Source organism: Paenibacillus sp. FSL H8-0280, from assembly GCF_045040665.1.
Taxonomy (GTDB): Bacteria; Bacillota; Bacilli; order Paenibacillales; family Paenibacillaceae; genus Paenibacillus; species Paenibacillus xylanexedens_A.
The window spans coordinates 3,231,898-3,251,800 of sequence record NZ_CP150296.1 but is presented as its reverse complement, the minus strand read 5'-3'; the positions used below and the strand labels follow the sequence as shown (position 1 = coordinate 3,251,800).

Sequence of the window (19,903 nt, the reverse complement as noted above, 5' to 3'; positions counted from 1 at the left end):
CTGGTGGGGGTTGTTTTATTTATAACGAGAAAATGCATCTACGCCTCTCTATTTTTGAAACAATTGCGGGTAAAGGGCAGCAATACCACCAGCAAGACCCTGTTGTACATTCCGACTGGTATCATCAGCAATAATCTCGTAGAGATCCGCTTCGATGGAATCTATTGCAATTTTGGCAATATCCGTTGGGCTCGTTTTTGGTGCGTCGATACCTGCCGTCATATCCGTATCCATGAACGCTACGTGCAATCCGGCAACGCTAACGTTCTTAGGGGCTAATTCCACACGTAATGCATTCGTAATCCCCCACTGAGCGGATTTTGCAGCTGAATATGCACCTGAGTTACCAAGGCTAAGCCAAGATAGAACAGACAGGATATTCAGTATCGAACCGCCCCCATTCTTCTCTATCACCGGTGCAAACGCACGAATCATTGAAAGCGTACCGAATACATGTGTATTGAATTCCAAGTGAATATCGCTCAGATCACCCGTGAGCAGAGAAGCACCCGTAGCGGAACCAGCATTATTGATTAGAAGGGTTACATCACTAGCTACCTCAGCTGCAGCCATGACAGATTGTGGATCCGTAATATCGAGTTGCAGTGGAATAGCCCCCGGCAGATCAATGGATTCAGGGTTTCGTGCGCCAGCATACACTTTGGTTCCCCTCGCCAGCAGTTCAAGAGCAAGTTCCTTGCCCAACCCTCGATTAGCCCCACTTACAATAGCAACTTGTTTGGAAATATTCATTTATTATTACTCCCTCTCATTGAGAATTTATTCATCCGAGCTGTTATGGGAATGATCATTCTCATAACTCCCAATAACAATCTATCACATCGGGAACGATCAGTAAAGAATAACTTTTATAATTCATGTCTTTATAAAAAGAAGATGCCCGATAACCTTTTAAAAAAGGCTCTGAGCATCTTTCTTTGGTCCTTCATTGAGAACGGATTTACATATGGATTATGATTTGATGTCATACAGATTCGCAGGTAACGCCTGCACAAATGGTGACCAGTCACTCACTGTATATAGATGAAGTCGGTGCATGGCCCGTGTGCATGCCGTATACAGAAGCTTGCGATCATATTCCTGGCTGTAAGCGACGGGTGAAGCATCATAGATCAGGACAGCATCGAACTCAACGCCTTTGGCGAGATACACAGGAATAACCATGATTCCTTTTTCAAAAATCTGTGTATCCTTTGTTATGAGTTGTATCCCTTCGCCGCCTTGACTTTGCAACCTTTCATAGGCATCACGACTTTCAGCCGCGGTTTTCGTAATCACAGCGATGGAATCAAACCCCTCCGCCTTAAGCGCGGCGATGTCTGCGAGAATCTGTGTACCACGCAGATTTTTGTCCTTCAATTTTGTTAAAAGAGGCTTCTGATCTCCCCTTTCAAACGGTCTTATCTCTTCTCCCCCTGGTAACATCTGTCTCGTGAATTCAACAATCTCTTTGGTTGAACGATAACTGCGTACAAGGCGTATCAATGTAGTTTCGCCTTCTCCGTAAAGGTGAACCAGTGGCGAGTTGGATGCTGCCAAATCCGTAGCCTGCATAAAGATCGCTTGCCCGAAATCCCCCAGCACCGTCATGCGGGCACGAGGAAACAGCTTTTTAAGATATTCATATTGAAACGCCGAATAATCCTGGCCTTCATCGACAAAGACATAACGAATCTCTGTGTTCGTCCGGACGCCTTCGATCATCTCTTTTACATATAAATATGGAGTAGCATCCTCATGGAACAGCTTGTTCTGAAGGATCATGGCCTTGGTCTGTTTACAAATCTCAGGCCAGTGCTGTGGGGGTATTACCCCATTCGTTTGTTCTCGATAAGCGGCTGTATCTACAAATAGTTGTTCGTATATCCCTTTCACATCCACGAACTGGAATCTCCGCACACTCTTTCTTAAAGGTTTAAACATGTCTTTCACCAGTTTCTGACGAAGCAACTCCTCTTCCTGCACTGCAAAGTTAAAGGCACCCTCATCTTGCACTGCACTGTTATTCCCGTTATCTCGTGCTGCGTATTTTTCCGCCACATCAAACACAGGCTTTTCTTTGTGCAACATGCGGAAAGCTTCCACGTACTCTTCTGTGTCCAGATAATTCAACTCCTCCAGAACCCAGTCTGCTTCCCGTTCCAGACGTTCCAGCGAAACAAGTTCTCTCAGCAGCCATTCCTGCAAAAGAAGTATGCGGTTGGACAAGGTAAGAGTTTGATCCAAACTGTAAAATTGGGTCTTGATTCGATCTGAAGTGATGAATTCACGTCCCCGAAATTGAATGCCGTTGAACCGCATGCCTTCCCGCCCCAGCCACTTACCGTAGTTTTGGAGCACTTGCAGAAATGTCTCGGAAGCTTTGTACTTAATTGCCTCCAGACGAGCTTCATATCCCGGATCTTCTTGGGCTGTCAGCACATATTCAATCTGATCAAAGGCATCCTCTGGTCGTAAGGAGGAATCCAGCCAATAATTCAGATATTCCTGGAAAGTCGTCTGCTGCATATTTTCTTCGCCAAGTTCCGGGAGCACAGTGGAAGTATAACTGGTAAACATCGGATTCGGGGAGAAAAGTACAATCTGATCTGCTTTGACGGTCTGGCGGTGTTTGTATAGTAAGTAGGCCACTCGCTGTAACGCAGCGGACGTCTTGCCACTGCCAGCTGCCCCTTGAACGATAAGCATTCGGCTTCGGTCATCACGAATAATGGCGTTTTGTTCCTTCTGGATCGTTGCTACAATGCTCTTCATTTGTGAGTCTGCACCCTTGGCGAGCACTTGCTGCAACAATTCGTCACCAATCGTCTCAGTTGAATCAAACATGCTATGAAGCTGCCCATGTTGAATCTGGAATTGACGCTTGAGCTCCATCTTTCCGTCGATTCCTCCTGAAGGTGTGTCATAACTTGCTGGCCCGGGAGAGTGATCATAGTATAAACTCGCAATTGGTGTTCTCCAGTCATAGATTAGAAAGTTCAATCCATCTTCATCCATGAAAGATGATACGCCAATGTAGATCTGTTCAGTAAAAGTCATGCCTTTTTCCTTATAGTCGAAACGGCCAAAGTACGGCGTTGGAAGCAGTCTCTTTGTATTTTTCCATTGTTGTGTTAACAGCTTGTGCCCGCGCTCCCTCTCGGCCAACACTCTGGACTGCTGATTAATGGTATAGAATGCATCTTCAAAATCGGTGTACGAACCCGTGTTAATCGTCACTCCTTCCCAGAAGCGTTTACGAATTTCGGCAGCCTGTTCATACAATCCGGCAACCTTCGGTTCCAGCTCGTCGAGTCGTGCCTGAAGTTTGTTCCTCACCTGCACTAGTCTTTCCTCTTCCAACTTCCATTCCACAGTTTTATCCATGAATAAGTCCACTCCCTTTTCCATTTATTAGGACCAAAAAAAGAGCATTGACAAATCGGAATGTCGGATGTAAAATTAAATTAGGAGAAATAATGATTCATCCTTTATATACAATAGAAATGTCAATTGCGCTATAGATTATATCATGGCTTTTTTTCACGTTCAATGCTTTTTTTCTGTTCTGTCTGAGTTGAACAATAATTTATATTATATTAGGTGTCTCTCGAGCTACACTGGAGGCATCTTTTTTTGTGTTCTGGGCATGGTTCATACCCTGAATGCGCTGTAAGCTATACACCCCTTTATAAATTCGATAAAATGAACGAAACATGATACATGAGTTGATGCTTTTGGGAGGGATACATAAATATGAATATAGAACCTGTGGAGGACCGTTGTCCTGTTGAGTTTGCAGTCAATATGATTGGTGGGAAATGGAAACTATTAATTATAAATCGGCTCATCCGCCATTCAACAATTCGATTCAATGAATTACAGAAAATGCTGGACCCCATTACGCATCGCACGTTAACCAGGCAATTACGAGAACTTGAAGAAGCTGGTTTGATAAACCGTGTTACCCACCCTGTAGTTCCGCCTAAAGTCGAATATTCCCTTACAGAAAAAGGACAAAGCCTGACTTCGATCTTGTTTCAGCTAGGTGATTGGGGATCGAAACATATTTAAAACGCCTTCCCATAGTATCCTAAGGGATACTCTATATCATTAATGTGCGTACTTACGCTCCTATTCTAAATTCGTTATGCTGAGGTCATTGCTGAGTGTTAACTCATTCATTCCAATCACATATTGAAAGGAAGTTATTGACCACTATGACACAGAATGATCGATTTTTAGTATATGGGGCATCGGGCTCCCAAGGCGGCGCTGTCGCTCAATTACTCGTTCAACACGGTTGTGAGGTTCGCACGATTACTCGAAATGAGGCAACAGCCAAAACACTGAAGGAACAAAACATTGAAGCTTTCATCGGGGATCTATCAGATGTGGAACAGCTCCATACCGCACATGAAGGTGTAAGTAAAGTATTCCTAAACCTGCCGGTGGAGTTCAATCCGGATAAGATCAGACAATATACCAAAAATGCAATTGATGCTGCTATACAGGCAAACGTTAAATTGATTGTAGTTAACACGGGTACCTTTGTTCCTGACCCTATCACCCATTCCAAAGGAATTGAATTGAAACGTGAAGTTATCCATGAATTGCAGCAAAGCGGTCTTCCATATATCATTGTGGAACCCATTGTATACTTGGAAAACTTCCTGATTCCCGGAATACTGAACAATGGCGTTTTGGCCTACCCGGTACCAGCAGACAAGCCGATCTCCTGGATTAGCTTAAACGATGCAGCTCAATTCCACTATTATGCCTTGACTCATTCGGAATTGGCAGGAAGCATTATCCCAGCACCCGGATTAGAAGCCCTGACAGGTGCACAATTAGCGGAACAATTCAGTGCTGTATTAGGTGAAAAGATCAGCTTCATGTCTCTACCTTTTGATCATTTTGAAGCAGCGATTCAGCCTTTGTTGGGAAGTGAGACAGCAGCAGGTCTTAAAGGATTGTACCAATGGATTGATGGGCATACAGATCTTCTTCCACGGTATCAAGAGTTGGATGATAACATTAAAGCCAATCTTAAATTAACCAAAATAAGCGATTGGATTCATCAAACAATGAATAAATAATATTTTATGAACAAGCCCTTTGAATCTCCACCGGAGAAACGAGTGGCTTGTTCTTTTTATATGAGAACTTTAATAGTCTCAACTGATTCAGATTCAGAGATTATGATAGGAATAGGCAAAAGTTTGATAGAAATGTGGTACAGGTTGTTACATTTGTTATGACATAATAATGTGTAAATAGATCACCATACAGGTGGTAATAATAAACATTAGAAAGGATTTGAACATAACATGGAATATACGAAACTTGGTAATACAGGCTTGGACGTATCTCGATTTTGCCTGGGATGTATGGGATTCGGGGACGCCAGTAAATGGGTTCATGAATGGGTACTGAATGAAGAAAATTCTCGCCCCGTGATCAAAAAAGCACTGGATCTAGGCATTAATTTCTTCGATACAGCTAATGTATACTCTCTGGGTACAAGCGAGGAATACCTTGGTCGGGCATTAAAGGATTATGCCAATCGGGATGAGGTTGTCATTGCTACCAAAGTACACGGACAAATGCATAAAGGACCCAACGGTTCCGGGCTTTCCAGAAAAGCCATCCTGAGTGAGATTGATAAAAGCCTGAAACGATTGGAAACGGATTATGTGGATCTGTATATCATTCATCGTTGGGACTACAATACGCCTATTGAAGAAACCATGGAAGCCTTACATGATGTGGTGAAGTCCGGTAAAGTGAGATATATTGGCGCTTCAGCCATGTTTGCATGGCAGTTCCAAAAAGCATTACATGTAGCAGAGAAAAATGGTTGGACCAAGTTTGTCTCCATGCAAAACCACCTGAATCTCATCTACCGTGAAGAGGAACGAGAAATGTTGCCTTTATGCAAGGAAGAAAAGATTGGTGTGACTCCCTACAGTCCTCTCGCTTCAGGCAGGTTAACCCGTGATTGGTCCGTATCAACACTTCGATCCGAGACAGACAAAATTCAGAAATCCAAGTACAATGCAACAAGTGATGCGGATCGGCTTGTTGTTGAACGAGTTGCATCCATTGCAGAAAAATACGGTGTCCCTCGCACACACATTGCACTTGCGTGGTTGCTACAAAAAGACACTGTAGCGGCACCAATTATCGGTGCCACCAAAATATCGCATCTGGAAGATGCGGTAGGTGCTCTTTCTGTTAAGTTGACCTCAGAAGACGTCTCATTCCTTGAAGAACCCTATGTACCTCACCCTGTAGTAGGTGCTCAATAATCGCTTTTGCTTAAAATATAGAAGACCTCCTCTTTCCGTATCCGGAAGTTGGGGGTCTTCTTTTGATATCGCGATTTATTTACGCCAGAATGTTGAACATTCTGCCTTATCCGCTATATTGAACTCAATCATTCTCTCAAGTAACGAAAAATCAATCTCCTGTTTCCACTTCATCCGCACCAACTCTTTGGTGTGATCATAACCCGCCTGTGTGATCTCTTCCGAAAAACGATTAATTCCTGCCTTCTCGGGAGCAACAGCCAAGTGTTGTTTGGATACACTAAAACCAATAATAAATGTCTCATGGTCGGTAAACATCGGTTGATTCCAGGCTATTTTTTGCTTTAAATTCGGGAATTTTTCAGTAATCCAGTTCAAAACTTCTTCCGTTCGTGCCTGGTGTTCCGGGTTATCGATGCGTGCTATAAATTCTGCAAAGGTCTCCATTGGTTTCCCCCTATATCATGAAATATACTATTAATTTGCCCCATTCAAACTCATTCTATCATGAATATCAAATTCAAAAAGCCTTATCTGCCGATAACTCAACAAAACATGAGCAGCCTGCTAGACTTTAAATGTTTTCTTTTATCCAAGATCGCAACTTATCCGCATAGAAAGCGCGTTCATCTGGATCGGACGGAGAACCGTTTGTCAGATACAGTTGATCATTCACGTATCTAGGGTAAACATGCAGATGATAATGCCACACATCTTGATTACCAGCAGGCTCATTATGTTGCCGAGTCGAAATCCCATCACATCCATATGTACTTTTCATTGCAAATGCTGTAAGCTGAGCCGCGTGATGAATTTCAACAGCGTACTCCGCGGGGAGTTCAAAGATGTTCTCGAAATGTTCATTCGGAACAATAAGAACATGTCCTTTATTGTTTGGCCACCATTTGCCCGCTATAAATGCCGTTATCTTTTCATTCTGATAGATGATATCTCTTTGTTTTGTTCCCTCATCAGGTCGCTCAATACCCCAAATACGACAAAATGGACATTCATACCCTTCAGGCTGATGTGAAAATGATGCTGTCATCTTTCTCATCCCACTCCTTTCATATTTTTCCGACTAGTTACTAGACGCAGGTATCTTCTGTTCGTTGCGATAAGAGCGCGGGTTATAGAACGATCAGCAATTAACAAACTGAAAAGCAAAAAGCAGCTGACCTTGACGGCAGCTGCTTTCTTCTATCTTTAACTATCACTATTACACAGTTCACACTTACATAGTGCTGTTATCGATAACAAAGCGATATTTCACATCGGAAGCCAATACACGTTTGTAAGCTTCGTCAATCTGGTCAGCGGAGATAACCTCAATGTTAGGTGCAATATCATGTTCTGCACAGAAATCAAGCATTTCCTGTGTCTCACGAATGCCACCAATCATAGATCCTGCGAATGAACGGCGATGACCGATGAGTGAGAATACGTTAACAGCTAAAGGCTCTGCAGGAGCACCCACGTTCACGAGTGTACCATCCAGTGTGAGCAGTGAGAAATAAGCGTTAATGTCAATATTCGCACTTACCGTGTTAATCATCAGATCAAATGTGCCTGCAAGTTTCTCGAATGTTTCCGGCTCGCTTGTGGCAAAGTAGTGATCTGCACCAAATTGCAGTCCATCTTCTTTTTTGCTCAAGGATTGGGAAAGAACGGTTACTTCGGCACCCATCGCATGTGCAATTTTGACAGCCATATGACCTAGACCACCCATACCTACAACGGCAACCTTCTTACCTGGGCCAGCTCCCCAGTGATGAAGTGGTGAATACGTCGTAATACCGGCACACAGCAAAGGTGCAGCAGCATCAAGTGCAATGTTATCAGGGATGCGAACGACGAAATCCTCTACGACAACAATATGAGTTGAATATCCACCTTGCGTAGGCTCACCGTATTTGTCTACTCCAGCGTAAGTTTGAATATTTCCTTTGAGACAGTATTGCTCTTCACCTTTGCGACAGTTAACACATTCACCACAAGAGTCCACCATACATCCGACCCCTACTCGGTCACCGACCTTGTATTTGGATACCCCGGTTCCTACATCCGTTACAATCCCGGCAATTTCGTGTCCAGGAACGAGTGGATAATTCACAGGTCCCCATTCACCGTGGGCAGTATGGATGTCAGAATGGCAGATACCGGCATATTTAATCTCGATTAATACATCATTGGTATCCAGATCACGTCGTTTAATTTCAGCACTTCTGAATTGTTGGTCTGGTCCGTCAACGGCTCTGGCTTTAGCTATAATCAATGGTATAACCTCCTAGTAATTTAAAGTTCAAAATAATCTTACCCCCTCTAGTTAACTCTAGGTCAAATGTTTATCTTATTTTTTTATCTCCAACGTACTTTGACATCCAGTAATCCAACATGTTAGAATTCACTCGGATCAATCCTAGAGCTAACTCGAAGTCTACCCCTATTAGAAAGGAATTCATTCTAAATGACCTATTCAATCGGTGAAGTTGCCAAAAAATTAGACCTTACGGTATATACATTGCGTTACTACGACAAGGAAGGACTCATGCCTTTTGTGGAACGTACCACGAGTGGAACACGTTTGTTCAAAGACTCCGACATTGACTTTCTAAAGATCATCCAATGTCTAAAGCTGACCGGCATGCCTATTAAAGACATTAAGGACTTCATTGAATGGTGCTCTGAAGGGGACTCCTCGCTGAAGCAAAGATATGACATGTTTACGGAGCGAAAAGCTATTGTGGAAGCACAAATGGAGGAACTAAGAAGAACCATGGAAGTCATCGAGCACAAACGCTCTTACTACGAAACAGCTTTGGAGGCGGGAACCGAAGAGATTCATAAAATTAAACCAATGGAAAATGCCATCACCAACTGATGGTTCATGCATTTTCTAAAATAGCGCACAAAAAAAAGTAGCTTGAAGTCCTCTAACGGATTTCAAGCTACTTTTTTGGGTATGTCTCTACTCATCATTTTTCCAAAAGTTTCATCGTTACATGGATAATACGATTTAATTTTTCCTTATCCGTCGAGGTTCTTGCCATGGCTCTGATGCCGACAGAAATATTATGCAGGTACTCTGCCATTTCCTTCGCATCATGATCAGAAGAGAATTCTCCCTCCCGCTGCCCCCATTGAATAATCTGCTCGAACATTCGCTCAGCTTCGTTAAACGATTCAAGAGATCGGTTGTCCACTTCCTGATCACGTGTGCCTAGCTCCACAGCCGAGTTCACGATCAAACAACCCGATGGTGTCTCCTCTGCTTCACTGATCATAACATCGAAAATTTTATGCAGTGCTTCCACTGCCGTCTTGGATGCCTTGATTTCTGCAAGTAATGTGGTGCTGACCTTACCTCTGTAACGATCCATTGCCTGCAAAAACAGCGAATGTTTGTCGTCAAATGTATCATATATACTTCTGCGATGAATTCCCATATGCTCAACCAGGTCACTCATCGACGTTTTCTCGTAACCTTGTTCCCAGAAGATCTTCATTGCTTTATCCAATACTTCGTTCACTTCAAACTCTTTACTTCTAGCCATTCGACTTCCCTCCCAAAATCAATCTAACACATCGGGAACGATCAGTAAATAAAAGATGCAGTTGCCCTTTTCATTCTCATCTGATCATGTATTAGCTGAACCGTAAGTGTATATCTTCTGTACTTGTTGTATATCATGACCTGTGTACTTGTGAATATGCAACCAGCAATCAGAATGTCTTATCCATTCACATCAAATGTTTGCCTATTCCTATCCGTTTTCTACCGCCTTCGGTCAATATACGATAGAATGTGATTATTATGTTGTGAGGAAAAAAGGAGAACTTTGCATGTCTGATCAAATACATGAACAACAAAACGAATTAGCCACACTCATTGACCGTTTGTCTGACAAGGACGGGGTGCACCCTACGGCTATCCCCTCATTATTTTTAATCCGCGAATCCGTTATTACTGAACCTATATTTAGAGTGAATGAACCATCCTTCTGCATTATCGTACAGGGTGAGAAAGAGGTCCTACTGGGACAGGATCGTTTCCGATATGGTCCAGGAAGTTATATCGTGGCAACCGTTGACTTGCCGGTTAGTGGACAAGTGATTCAAGCCTCGTCTGAGGCTCCCTATCTGGCCCTGAAGCTTGAATTCACATCCGGTGAAATTCTGGAGGTATTGAACCATTCCGATTTCCCAGCAAGACCGCAGAAAATAACGAGACGTGCGATGTTTGTCAGCCAAGCTGAGCCGTCTCTGCTAGATGCAGTCGTCAGGTTAGCCCGTTTGTTGGAAGATCACTCAGAAGATATCCCGCTGCTCGCTCCTTTGTTCAAAAAGGAGATTCTCTACAAAGTTCTGAAGGGACCCCATGGGATTGCCCTGGAACAAGCTACCATGGAGGGCAGCCATACCTATCGAATCAGAGACGTTATTGAATATATTATGAATCACTCTGAGCAAAATTTTCGGGTTGAGGAATTGGCGGATTTGGCGAATATGAGTACTGCCTCGCTGCACAGACACTTTAAAGAAGTGACTGCCATGAGCCCAATTCAGTTTCAAAAACAACTTAGACTGCAAGAAGCTCGCCGCTTGTTATTATCCAAGTCCACCGATGCAGCAGATGTAGCATTTCAGGTAGGTTATGAGAGCCCTTCCCAATTCAGTCGTGAATATTCTCGCATGTTCGGATTCCCGCCCAGAGAAGACATTAAACGCCTGCGAGGCAGAGCCGATGAAACGACTACACTCTATTGATGAAGACTGGCTATTATGTTTCTTTACCTCCTCTAGAGCGTATCTTCAAACCTGCCGAAAGCCGGAACGTAACTGAACGTGTCTGGAGCAGAGCATGGAGCAGGAGCGCTAACGAACCTTTGACGTCTTATTCAGCGATTTGAAGCACCCGCAGCAATCTAAGGAATCTGAAACACGCTATATTGGAATAACCAGCCGTTTACAGCGTGTTTGTTAGGTGAATTTGGTTAATAACGTGTCTCAGGTTCCTTACAAAATAAAAGGAGGACTTGAAGGCTAAATAAGACGTACTCGGTTCCTTAGAAAATCGTCTTGACAATTCGCTAGGATCAGCGAGCCTGGCGAATTGTCAAGACGTTGGACCCCTGACATCCTTCAACGTATTGCATGCCTGAGTTTGAAGACACACCCTAGTTTAACCCAAAAAAGGACTCCTTCTGTTTTGTCAGAGGAGTCCTTTCTTATTCATGTATTAATGAAGATCTCTAAATCATCAACATTAAATTATCAATACATTAAAAACCAGTCGTATACTGTTTTGGAACGTCCGTTGCCTTACGCAAAGCAGATGCTGCTTCCAAGGCCCAGTAAGGATTTCTTAACAGCCCTCTTCCAACTGCAACGAGATCGGCTTCTTCATTGCCGATGACTGCATTCGCCAACGTAGGATCATCGAGTCTTCCAACAGCGATCACGGGCACATCAAGAGCCTCTTTGATTGCTTTAGCGAGAGGTACTTGATAAGCCGCGTGAGTTCCTGGTCTGCCCCATGCAGCGATAGGTCCCTCGCCACCAGATGAGATGTCAAATATGTCAACGCCTGCCTCTTTATAAGCCTTGGCAAACTCGGAACTTTCGGTAATGCCATAGCCACCTTCGACGTATTCCTTAGCTGAAATACGCATCATCAGGGGCATATCTTTTGGCATTTCTGCCTTAGCAGCCTGAATAATCTCCCGGCCAAATAACGTTAAATCTTGACCGTATTCATCTTCACGCTTGTTTGTTAGTGGAGAATGGAACTGATGAATCAGATATCCATGTGCGCCATGAAGCTCAATCGCATCAAAACCAGCTTTTACAGCACGCGCTACTGCACTCCGGAATTTCTCAACCATTCCTTTTACCTCATCCGTTGTAAGTGCTCGAGGTTGCTTGGAATTCTCATCAAAGGCGATCGCGGACGGAGCTACTGGAACCTCAGCATCTTCTGCTTTGCGGCCCGCATGAGCAATCTGAATACCAACCTTGGCCCCATAACTGTGACACGCATCGACGATCCGCTTCAGAGCTGGGATCTGTTCATCCGACCACAGTCCAAGATCATAATCTGAGATCCGACCATCCGGTTCCACATCTGTCATTTCAATGATAATGAGACCTGTTCCTCCCACGGCACGACTAACGTAGTGCATATAATGCCAATCTGTTGCAATACCATCTTTTTGCTCAACTGAATATTGGCACATTGGAGCCATTACGACACGGTTTTTAAGCTCTAGGCTTTTAAAAGAATATGGACTAAACAAATCTGTCATCAAAATAAAACTCCCCTTTTCATGAATCATGAATAATAAAAATGCATGCGCAAGCATCAAATAAATGCCTACAATTAATAACTCCGTATGATTTAGAACTCACATATATCTTTTACTTCATCACATAAAGACATTCAAATCCATGCTTTCGCAGAATACGGACAGCCTTTTTGGATTGAAGGATACCAGGTGACATTATAATTACGTTATCTTCTCGAAGAAGGTATTTTTCCCATGTGAAAGCAAGGCGTCCCAGTGAGATGTTAATCGTATCCGGAGTAGGATTAGCCGTATAATCCGTCGCATCTCGAATATCAATCACTTTATACTGCCGAAAATCACGCTCTTGTCTGAGAAACACTTGATAATCTATATATTCAAGATTGCGCACTGGCCAAAATTGACGTACAACGATGAAGATACCTATTATGAAGGTCAAAAGCATCAACATAATCATTGTATAGCCCTCTCTTAACTCATCAGATATCGTCGAAAATTTTGTTTTGGATCAGAGCCCACTCAATGCCTCAGATATTGTATCCTCACCAGCGATTAGATCAAATGCACGCTTGTAGGTATTCTCCTCACTCAAACTGGCCAAAATCACATGAGCTACATCTTCACGAGCAATATTACCGGATGTGATATTATCAGCAGCAGAAACTTTACCTGTTCCTGGTTCATTCATCAGAATCCCTGGACGTATAATGGTATAAGTTAATCCACTGATCTCTAACAATTTATCAGCATAGTGTTTCGCTGCATAATATGGAAGGATGTTATCATGCCAGTTCTCACGACTATTGGCTTGGATCGCACTCACCATGATAAATCGATCAATACCCGCTCTTTGAGCCGCTTCAATGGTTTTCCCGGCACCATCCAGATCAATCAGGAGTGTTTTATCATATCCCGTTGTACCGCCAGAACCAGCCGCAAATACAATGGCATCACAACCCGTTGCAGCAGCTACAAGTGAGTCAACCGTACCTTCCAAGTCGGCAAGCACCGTTTCCACACCCTGTGCTGCAAATGAATCTACCTGTTCTTGTTTTCGTACCATGGCAAGAACGGTGTGTTCTTCACTATTCTTCAAAAGATGAATAAGATGTTGACCAATCTGTCCATTTGATCCTACAACGAATACCTTCATGTTCAATACCTCCTTTATACAAAATCACCGCACCCATATTAAATTCATGCGCATGCATTTAATTTAACGGATATACTAATGAGTGTCAAGTCTTCTTATAGGGTAAATGATTACATTACCCTATATTCACCCTAGCCTTAGAACAATTCTTTAGTGAGGTTCTCTAATCGAGTCTCAAATCCATCCTGTTCCAATTCAGTTTGCAAGACCTGATTAAACGTTTGAAGTGCTTTCTTGTATTTATTCTCTCCAAGCTCCGTAATACGAGTGTAAATGCCACGTCGGTCATCTTCACATGCATGTCTTTCCAGAGCCCCACAGTCTTTGGCTTCCATCCTAACAACGAGCCTGGAAGTAGCACTTTGGCTCAACCCTACTAGTTCTTGAAGTTGCTGTAGGCGTAATTCCTTACCCTCCGCATTATATATGAAGTTTAACACATAAAATTCCTTCAAAGATAAGTCATATTGTTGAAGCAGAGCTTGTTCCAGCTTCTCGTTCAGATGGGTATGAATGTTAGAGAAAGCCAACCAAACATTCAAACGTTCACTCTTTTGCTGCACTCTAGATCACCCCACTTGATATTTAATGTTCATCAGCTGTTATCCTATTGTATCAAGCTTAATTACATTGGTCAAAACCCATCCAAGTTCGACGTATATAACATTCTAAGCTCATAAGAAGAGCATTTCCCCGTCTTGTAACGACATTTGGAAATGCTCCAGTATTACCATTTATGCAGTCTAATCTTACTTCGCGGCAAGCAGGCTATCGGAAATAAATTGCAGCTGACCTTCCAACGTTAACGGATCGTTGTACGAGTCTGAAGTCGGATCAAGCTGGAACACATGATTTGCCTTCACCGCAGGCAAGTTTTTCCACAATGTATTATCATATACGATCTTGGGATCGGTTGTATCTCCCGACCACGGGCTGGTGAAGATGATATCCCCCGCATACTCCGGTAATAGTTCCATGGAGATCGAAGCCCATCCAGTTCCGCTGTCAATCGCTTCAGCTTGGGCCTTGGCCGGTGCCTTGAGATCAAACTCCCCGTAAATAATTTCACCGCCTCGACCATAGTTATGACCAAATACAAATAATCCTTTGGCATACGGATTCAGTATGGAAACGGTGCGATCGCCTACAGCTTCCTGAACTTTAGGCTTCAGTTCGTTGATCTTCGCTTCCCATTTCGCATTCCAAGCTTTCGCTGCGTCTTCTCTATTGGTGAGCTTACCCATTTCGAGCATCAAATCTTTGAAATCGCGCTTACCAAATGTAATCTGTACGACAGGTGCAATCTGTTCCAGCTTATCGATGCCCTCTGTGCCAGTGTACACGATAAAGAGGTCAGGTTTTAAGCTGATTAACTTTTCTGGGGTAGGCTCTTCACCCAGATCGCTGGTGCCTGCTGCTGCAAGTTGGTCCTTGATATACTTGTTGTTCATCGCACCCGATAAAGCGCCGACTACCGGTGCATCCAAGGCAACAAAGTACCCTGTCGAGAATGATGTCAAATCAATAATACGTTTTGGATTTTTGGGCACCTGTACTTCGCCTGCATCCGATTGATATGTAACAAGTTCCTCTTCGCCAGTTGCCACTTCATCAGCGGAAGAAGCTGAATCCGAGTCCGTCTTGGTTCCTGTCTCATCAGCTGCATTCGTGTTGTCTCCGGTTGTACTATTCGTCGTGGCAGCCTGACCACATGCACTAAGTACAAGCAGCAATATCAGTGCCATCATGATCCATATTGGTTTTCGCTGTTTACGCAAAATAAACCCACCTCTTCGTTGATATTGATAATCGTTATCAACGATATCATGCTATGCAGGATTTGACAAGCAATGTTTATTTTACTCCCTCTATGAACTCTAACTTGCAAGTCACCAAGTTAAACAGCTATCATCAATAGAGTAAACCATTCACTTTTTCTAAAAAAGAGAGTATTAAAAAGCCAATGAAACGTATTCAAGGAGGACAACATGGAAGAGATTATATTGTGGTTAAAGTATTTGTTTTTAGGTATTGTTCAAGGTGCGACGGAGCCAATCCCCGTCTCCTCAAGCGGTCATCTGATCATCGCCCAGAAACTAATGGGCATCAAGCAGAATGGATTGTCATTTGAGATTTTAACTAACACAGCATCACTTATCGCTATTATTTTTATTTTCCGGGAAGATATCAAAAAGTTGATTATTGGTGCACTTGGTTACCTGCGTACTCGTAAAGAAGAATATCGAGCAGACTTCATGTTTTGCTTATACATAATTATTGGTACGATCCCTGCTGCTGTCGTTGCGGTCCTGTTCAAAGATCGGATTGAAGAAATTTTCTCATCCGTATATACCGTTTCCATCGCGCTATTGATCACCGGGGTTGCCTTGTGGCTAATTCGTAATCTTCGTGGTCGCAAGCAAGATGGTGATCTGTCTACGAAAGATGCACTGTTGGTAGGTCTGGCTCAGGCGGTCGCTCTTATTCCGGGCATTAGCCGCTCAGGGGCAACTGTAATTGCGTCCATCGCTGTCGGCATGAAACAGGAAACAGCTTTGAAGTTCTCCTTTATGCTGTACATTCCCATAAGCATTGGTGGACTCATCATGGGGGTATCCGACATTGCCAATGATCCGAATCGATCACAGCTGGCTATCCCTTATCTGATCGCATTCATCACGACGCTCTTCGTCACCTATTTCTCCATGAGATGGTTTATGGGCATTATGGCCAAAGGCAACCTGAAATACTTTTCGTATTACTGTTTTGCCGCAGGTACATTATTGCTGATTTTCTTATAAAAAACTCCACACACCAAAAGGAACAACCAGCGATGGTTGTTCCTTTGTTGTATAGTGGCAGAGCTTTAATGACTCATATCAAGAGCTAAACGGTCAGACGCGTAGCCTTGTTGCTCCTGTTAACCAGCTCTGTAGCCGCGAACATGACACTGAACAGAATCAGCAGGATCAGGGGTACCATGGACATTCCCCATTGGCTGGCTATGAGCCCCATACCTAACGGGATGAGCGTCGAACCTGTATAGGCACTGGCCATTTCAAGTCCAATTACACTTGGGGATGCTTTCTCTCCGAAGCGTTCCGGTGTAGCATGAACGATACTTGGATAGATCGGTGCTCCGCCCAATCCCACGATAAATAAAGCCCCTGCGGCAATCCAGTAAGGAATCGGCATAACCAGGATAACCAATCCGAAGCATCCAACAATTCCACCATATCGGATGAGATTTTTGCTGGATACATGAGTCGAAAGAAAACCTGAGATTACACGTCCCAAGATAATGCCAATGAAAAATAGAGAGGATAGTGCTGCGGCAGTGCCTGGAGAAACTCCCTTGTTAACAATGAAGAAAGATGCCATCCACAGACCGGCAGCAGTTTCGGAACCATTGTAACAGAGCATCGCAAGCATCGACATTTTGACGCCGGGGATACGTATGGCCTCACGGTTGCTTACGCGTTTCTTCTCATCGCCTGAACCCTCTACTCTTCCCTTCTCAAAAATCTTCCATAGAGACAAAGTTGATAATAAGACCACCACGATCCCAAGCAAAATCAACCCCACAGTAACGTATCCTGCACGCCAGTTGTTTGCTTGATTCAGCCAATATGCCATAACGAGTGGGCCTGTCACTGCGCCAATTCCCCAGAAACAATGCAACCAGTTCATATGCTTGGCCTTGAAATGCAATGCAACATAATTACTTAGTGCCGCATCCACCGAACCTGCACCTAAGCCGAGAGGGATGGCCAGAATCAGTAAAAACACAAAATTCTCAGAAAATGAGAATCCCAACAGCGCGATCGTTGTTGAGAGGATACTGAATAATGTGACTTTACCCGTTCCGAACCGGTGTAACAATCGGCTGGCGGACAGACTGGACACTACTGTACTAAATGAAATGATTAGCGATATGTAACCAGCCATTTCTGTTGTCGCATTTATATCGTTTTTCATAACGGACCAGGCACTGCCAAGTAAAGCATCAGGTAATCCCAACCCTATAAATGCGAGATAAATAATGATTAACAATAACGTGACCATCTGGGTGTCTCTCCTCAGTTTGTTTAATTTCTGATTCTCGTTGAACCACCCATATAATAATATTGATATTTCTATCTGTAATCTTCCTATATTTTGACTCCTTATATCAGTATTCTGATATATTCTGGCGACTCATAACCTATATCACTGGTTCAGGATAGGTATTTCTCCAAGCAAATTCTTCAAGTTAATGGCATCCCACGGCATATGCTCAGTTATTCCTAATCCAACTACATCTGTTTCTTCAGACAGTTCTTTGATCAGATGAAGCAAGTGAGGTATTTGCATGGTTCCCGCTGGTGAAAACTCATAAGGTTCTCCTGGCTTGGCGAATAACAATGAACGGAACATGTTGGGATCAAGCACATCCAGATCAAGGTGAATTGCCAGATGTTTAATACCATTTTCTTTAATCCACTTCTTAATCGAATCCATGCCATGGGTTAATTCTTCAGTTCCAGCCGTTCGGATACCCAATCTTTGAATCACTTCGGTTTCCTGTTCCGTGGAGGTTGTTAACCCGGCCATGAAGATATTTTCAGGCTTCAAAGGGACTCTCACATGTTTGGCAAAATCCGGATCGCCTTCCCCAAGAAGGTTCCCAAGCGGTAAAGTATGACCGTTGTCATAGCCCTCGTATCTAACCAGATCACCATGTGCATCAATCCATATCAAACCAAGTTCTCCGCCATATCGTTCATTTAAATAAGCAAACGGGGCTTGTTCAACCAAACAGTCACCGCCAAACATGACAATGCGCTCGGGCTGGTGAGCTTGAATAATATGCTGGGCAGCCTGCAATTGCTGAAGTAGCTGTGTTCTGCCTTTTATCCCGTTCTCGCTTACCAGAGATGTTCCATCATAAGCCTCAACAGGAACATGAATGAGAGGTTGATCATTGTCAGGTGCAAGCCATGCAAGCAGCTCCGCTCCAAAAGAGTAGTTTGGATTATCTCCACCTTGCCATTGTGGCATAAGCAGACGTATTGTTTTTTGAGTCATCGTAAATCCCCTTTACTTCAAAGTAAGGTTAGTATAAACTGAGCCCAAACAAATAAATAGTACGGTCTTTTAGGATAGGTACTACCCGGAAGGATAGTGTAAATGATGAGTATGGCTGAATACCACGGTAAAGTTAAAAACATTCAAGATACCCCTTTTGGATATACGTTGTCTGTCATTGGTGGCAAGTGGAAAATGGTGATTATGTACCTTCTGGCTGATAACCAGCCTGTCCGCTTCAATGAACTTAAAAGACAGATCGGCGCTATCACGTATAAAACGCTGAGTTCACAGCTCAAAGAATTGGAAGCAGATGGTATGGTCGAACGGAAAGAGTATCCCCAAGTCCCTCCTAAAGTCGAGTACCGTCTGACAGCGAAAGCTGAAACGTTATTGCCCGTTTTGGAAGGACTATGCGAATGGGGTGTTCAACATCAAGAACCTTTATTGATCAATAATAGCGCAACGGATTGAACGCTTTTGTCTATATTTTCAGATGAAATAATTGGAGTAAATGTAGTATGTTAAAATGCAAAAAGTCGCCAATCGGCGACTTTCGTACTTTTATATTCGTAGAATTATACTTTTTCGTGTACCAGATCTTTCTGGTAGGCCAACACTCTGTCCCAATTTCCACTGAAAACAGGAATTCGATAATACCCTACACGCTCATACAGCGCTGCTGCTTCTGGTTGCAAGGGACCTGTTTGCAGTTTCAGATTGGTATAACCAAGTTCGTTCGCAAGACGCTCTGCCTCTGCCAATATAGCCTGGGCAATCCCCTTACGGCGGTAACCACTGCGTGTATACATGCGTTTAACTTCTACAGATGTTTCATCAAGGGGTCTAAGTGCTCCGCAACCAACCGGATACCCGTCGATCCTGGCAACGATAAAAGCCGCACGGGGCACCTCAACGTCTGACAGTTGAAATCCCGCAGTTCCATCACCGCCATATAACAAACCGAGTTCTTCACTCAATTCCTTGATCAATAGTAGCGAATCCTCGCTCCGAATATCTTCAGCTGCTGCATGCACGATATGTGTCATCCCACATACCCCCTTTAT

At 43.5% G+C, this 19,903-nt stretch carries 21 protein-coding genes; 7 read left to right on the top strand and 14 right to left on the bottom strand.

Features of this window, described 5'->3' with window-relative positions:
• Positions 1-48: 48 nt before the first annotated feature.
• Together MHI12_RS14500 and helD are read right to left on the bottom strand one after the other, a co-directional pair.
• Positions 49-753 (bottom strand): SDR family oxidoreductase, encoded by a 705-nt coding sequence (locus tag MHI12_RS14500; RefSeq protein WP_405172781.1) that lies wholly within the window; start codon positions 751-753, stop codon positions 49-51.
• Between the two features lie 219 nt (positions 754-972).
• Entirely contained in the window at positions 973-3,387 is a 2,415-nt protein-coding gene (gene helD / locus MHI12_RS14495) for an RNA polymerase recycling motor HelD (RefSeq protein WP_405172780.1), read from the bottom strand.
• Positions 3,388-3,756: 369 nt separating this feature from the next.
• Between helD and MHI12_RS14490 the strand changes: the two genes are divergently transcribed.
• The 3 genes from MHI12_RS14490 to MHI12_RS14480 all read left to right on the top strand — a co-directional run bounded on the left by MHI12_RS14490 (position 3,757) and on the right by MHI12_RS14480 (position 6,311).
• A complete protein-coding gene (locus tag MHI12_RS14490; protein WP_405172779.1) occupies positions 3,757-4,074 on the top strand; it encodes a winged helix-turn-helix transcriptional regulator in 318 nt (105 codons plus the stop codon).
• 146 nt (positions 4,075-4,220) lie between these two features.
• Positions 4,221-5,099: an SDR family oxidoreductase gene (locus tag MHI12_RS14485; RefSeq protein ID WP_405172778.1), complete on the top strand. Its 879-nt coding sequence runs from the start codon at positions 4,221-4,223 to the stop codon at positions 5,097-5,099.
• Between the two features lie 231 nt (positions 5,100-5,330).
• Positions 5,331-6,311, top strand: coding sequence for an aldo/keto reductase (locus tag MHI12_RS14480; protein ID WP_341007391.1), 981 nt, complete (start codon positions 5,331-5,333; stop codon positions 6,309-6,311).
• Positions 6,312-6,386: 75 nt separating this feature from the next.
• Here the strand turns inward: MHI12_RS14480 and MHI12_RS14475 are convergent, their stop codons facing one another.
• From MHI12_RS14475 to MHI12_RS14465, 3 genes are all read right to left on the bottom strand, one after another.
• Positions 6,387-6,758, bottom strand: a complete 372-nt coding sequence (locus MHI12_RS14475; RefSeq protein ID WP_062834357.1) for an iron chaperone — start codon at positions 6,756-6,758, stop codon at positions 6,387-6,389.
• Between the two features lie 127 nt (positions 6,759-6,885).
• Entirely contained in the window at positions 6,886-7,359 is a 474-nt protein-coding gene (locus MHI12_RS14470) for an HIT family protein (RefSeq protein ID WP_405172777.1), read from the bottom strand.
• A 186-nt stretch (positions 7,360-7,545) separates the two neighbouring features.
• Positions 7,546-8,586 carry an NAD(P)-dependent alcohol dehydrogenase gene (locus tag MHI12_RS14465; RefSeq protein ID WP_405172776.1) on the bottom strand — a complete coding sequence of 347 codons (1,041 nt, stop codon included), beginning with the start codon at positions 8,584-8,586 and terminating at the stop codon, positions 7,546-7,548.
• Between the two features lie 192 nt (positions 8,587-8,778).
• Between MHI12_RS14465 and MHI12_RS14460 the strand changes: the two genes are divergently transcribed.
• Positions 8,779-9,192 (top strand): MerR family transcriptional regulator, encoded by a 414-nt coding sequence (locus MHI12_RS14460; RefSeq protein ID WP_017688550.1) that lies wholly within the window; start codon positions 8,779-8,781, stop codon positions 9,190-9,192.
• A 94-nt stretch (positions 9,193-9,286) separates the two neighbouring features.
• Here MHI12_RS14460 and MHI12_RS14455 read toward each other — a convergent pair whose 3' ends face one another.
• Positions 9,287-9,865, bottom strand: coding sequence for a TetR/AcrR family transcriptional regulator (locus MHI12_RS14455; protein WP_074095018.1), 579 nt, complete (start codon positions 9,863-9,865; stop codon positions 9,287-9,289).
• Positions 9,866-10,154: 289 nt separating this feature from the next.
• Here MHI12_RS14455 and MHI12_RS14450 point away from each other — a divergent pair, with 289 nt between their 5' ends.
• Entirely contained in the window at positions 10,155-11,078 is a 924-nt protein-coding gene (locus tag MHI12_RS14450; protein WP_405172775.1) for an AraC family transcriptional regulator N-terminal domain-containing protein, read from the top strand.
• 515 nt (positions 11,079-11,593) lie between these two features.
• Here the strand turns inward: MHI12_RS14450 and MHI12_RS14445 are convergent.
• The 5 genes from MHI12_RS14445 to MHI12_RS14425 form a co-directional block, all read right to left on the bottom strand.
• Positions 11,594-12,616 (bottom strand): NADH:flavin oxidoreductase/NADH oxidase, encoded by a 1,023-nt coding sequence (locus tag MHI12_RS14445; RefSeq protein WP_405172774.1) that lies wholly within the window; start codon positions 12,614-12,616, stop codon positions 11,594-11,596.
• A gap of 112 nt (positions 12,617-12,728) precedes the next feature.
• Positions 12,729-13,073 (bottom strand): rhodanese-like domain-containing protein, encoded by a 345-nt coding sequence (locus tag MHI12_RS14440; RefSeq protein WP_405172773.1) that lies wholly within the window; start codon positions 13,071-13,073, stop codon positions 12,729-12,731.
• 51 nt (positions 13,074-13,124) lie between these two features.
• Positions 13,125-13,769 (bottom strand): SDR family oxidoreductase, encoded by a 645-nt coding sequence (locus MHI12_RS14435; RefSeq protein ID WP_405172772.1) that lies wholly within the window; start codon positions 13,767-13,769, stop codon positions 13,125-13,127.
• Between the two features lie 137 nt (positions 13,770-13,906).
• Entirely contained in the window at positions 13,907-14,332 is a 426-nt protein-coding gene (locus MHI12_RS14430; RefSeq protein WP_017688556.1) for a MarR family winged helix-turn-helix transcriptional regulator, read from the bottom strand.
• A 186-nt stretch (positions 14,333-14,518) separates the two neighbouring features.
• Positions 14,519-15,547 carry an ABC transporter substrate-binding protein gene (locus tag MHI12_RS14425; RefSeq protein ID WP_405172771.1) on the bottom strand — a complete coding sequence of 343 codons (1,029 nt, stop codon included), beginning with the start codon at positions 15,545-15,547 and terminating at the stop codon, positions 14,519-14,521.
• A gap of 210 nt (positions 15,548-15,757) precedes the next feature.
• On the opposite strand from MHI12_RS14425, the gene MHI12_RS14420 reads away from it, so the two are divergent.
• Positions 15,758-16,570, top strand: a complete 813-nt coding sequence (locus tag MHI12_RS14420) for an undecaprenyl-diphosphate phosphatase (RefSeq protein WP_036608062.1) — start codon at positions 15,758-15,760, stop codon at positions 16,568-16,570.
• An 85-nt stretch (positions 16,571-16,655) separates the two neighbouring features.
• On the opposite strand, the gene MHI12_RS14415 is transcribed toward MHI12_RS14420, so the two are convergent.
• A complete protein-coding gene (locus tag MHI12_RS14415) occupies positions 16,656-17,834 on the bottom strand; it encodes an MFS transporter (protein WP_405172770.1) in 1,179 nt (392 codons plus the stop codon).
• Between the two features lie 144 nt (positions 17,835-17,978).
• Positions 17,979-18,836, bottom strand: coding sequence for an arginase family protein (locus tag MHI12_RS14410; RefSeq protein ID WP_405172769.1), 858 nt, complete (start codon positions 18,834-18,836; stop codon positions 17,979-17,981).
• Between the two features lie 105 nt (positions 18,837-18,941).
• On the opposite strand from MHI12_RS14410, the gene MHI12_RS14405 reads away from it, so the two are divergent.
• Positions 18,942-19,310, top strand: coding sequence for a helix-turn-helix domain-containing protein (locus tag MHI12_RS14405; protein ID WP_076212005.1), 369 nt, complete (start codon positions 18,942-18,944; stop codon positions 19,308-19,310).
• 104 nt (positions 19,311-19,414) lie between these two features.
• Here MHI12_RS14405 and MHI12_RS14400 read toward each other — a convergent pair whose 3' ends face one another.
• A complete protein-coding gene (locus tag MHI12_RS14400) occupies positions 19,415-19,885 on the bottom strand; it encodes a GNAT family N-acetyltransferase (protein ID WP_091016394.1) in 471 nt (156 codons plus the stop codon).
• Positions 19,886-19,903: the final 18 nt, after the last annotated feature.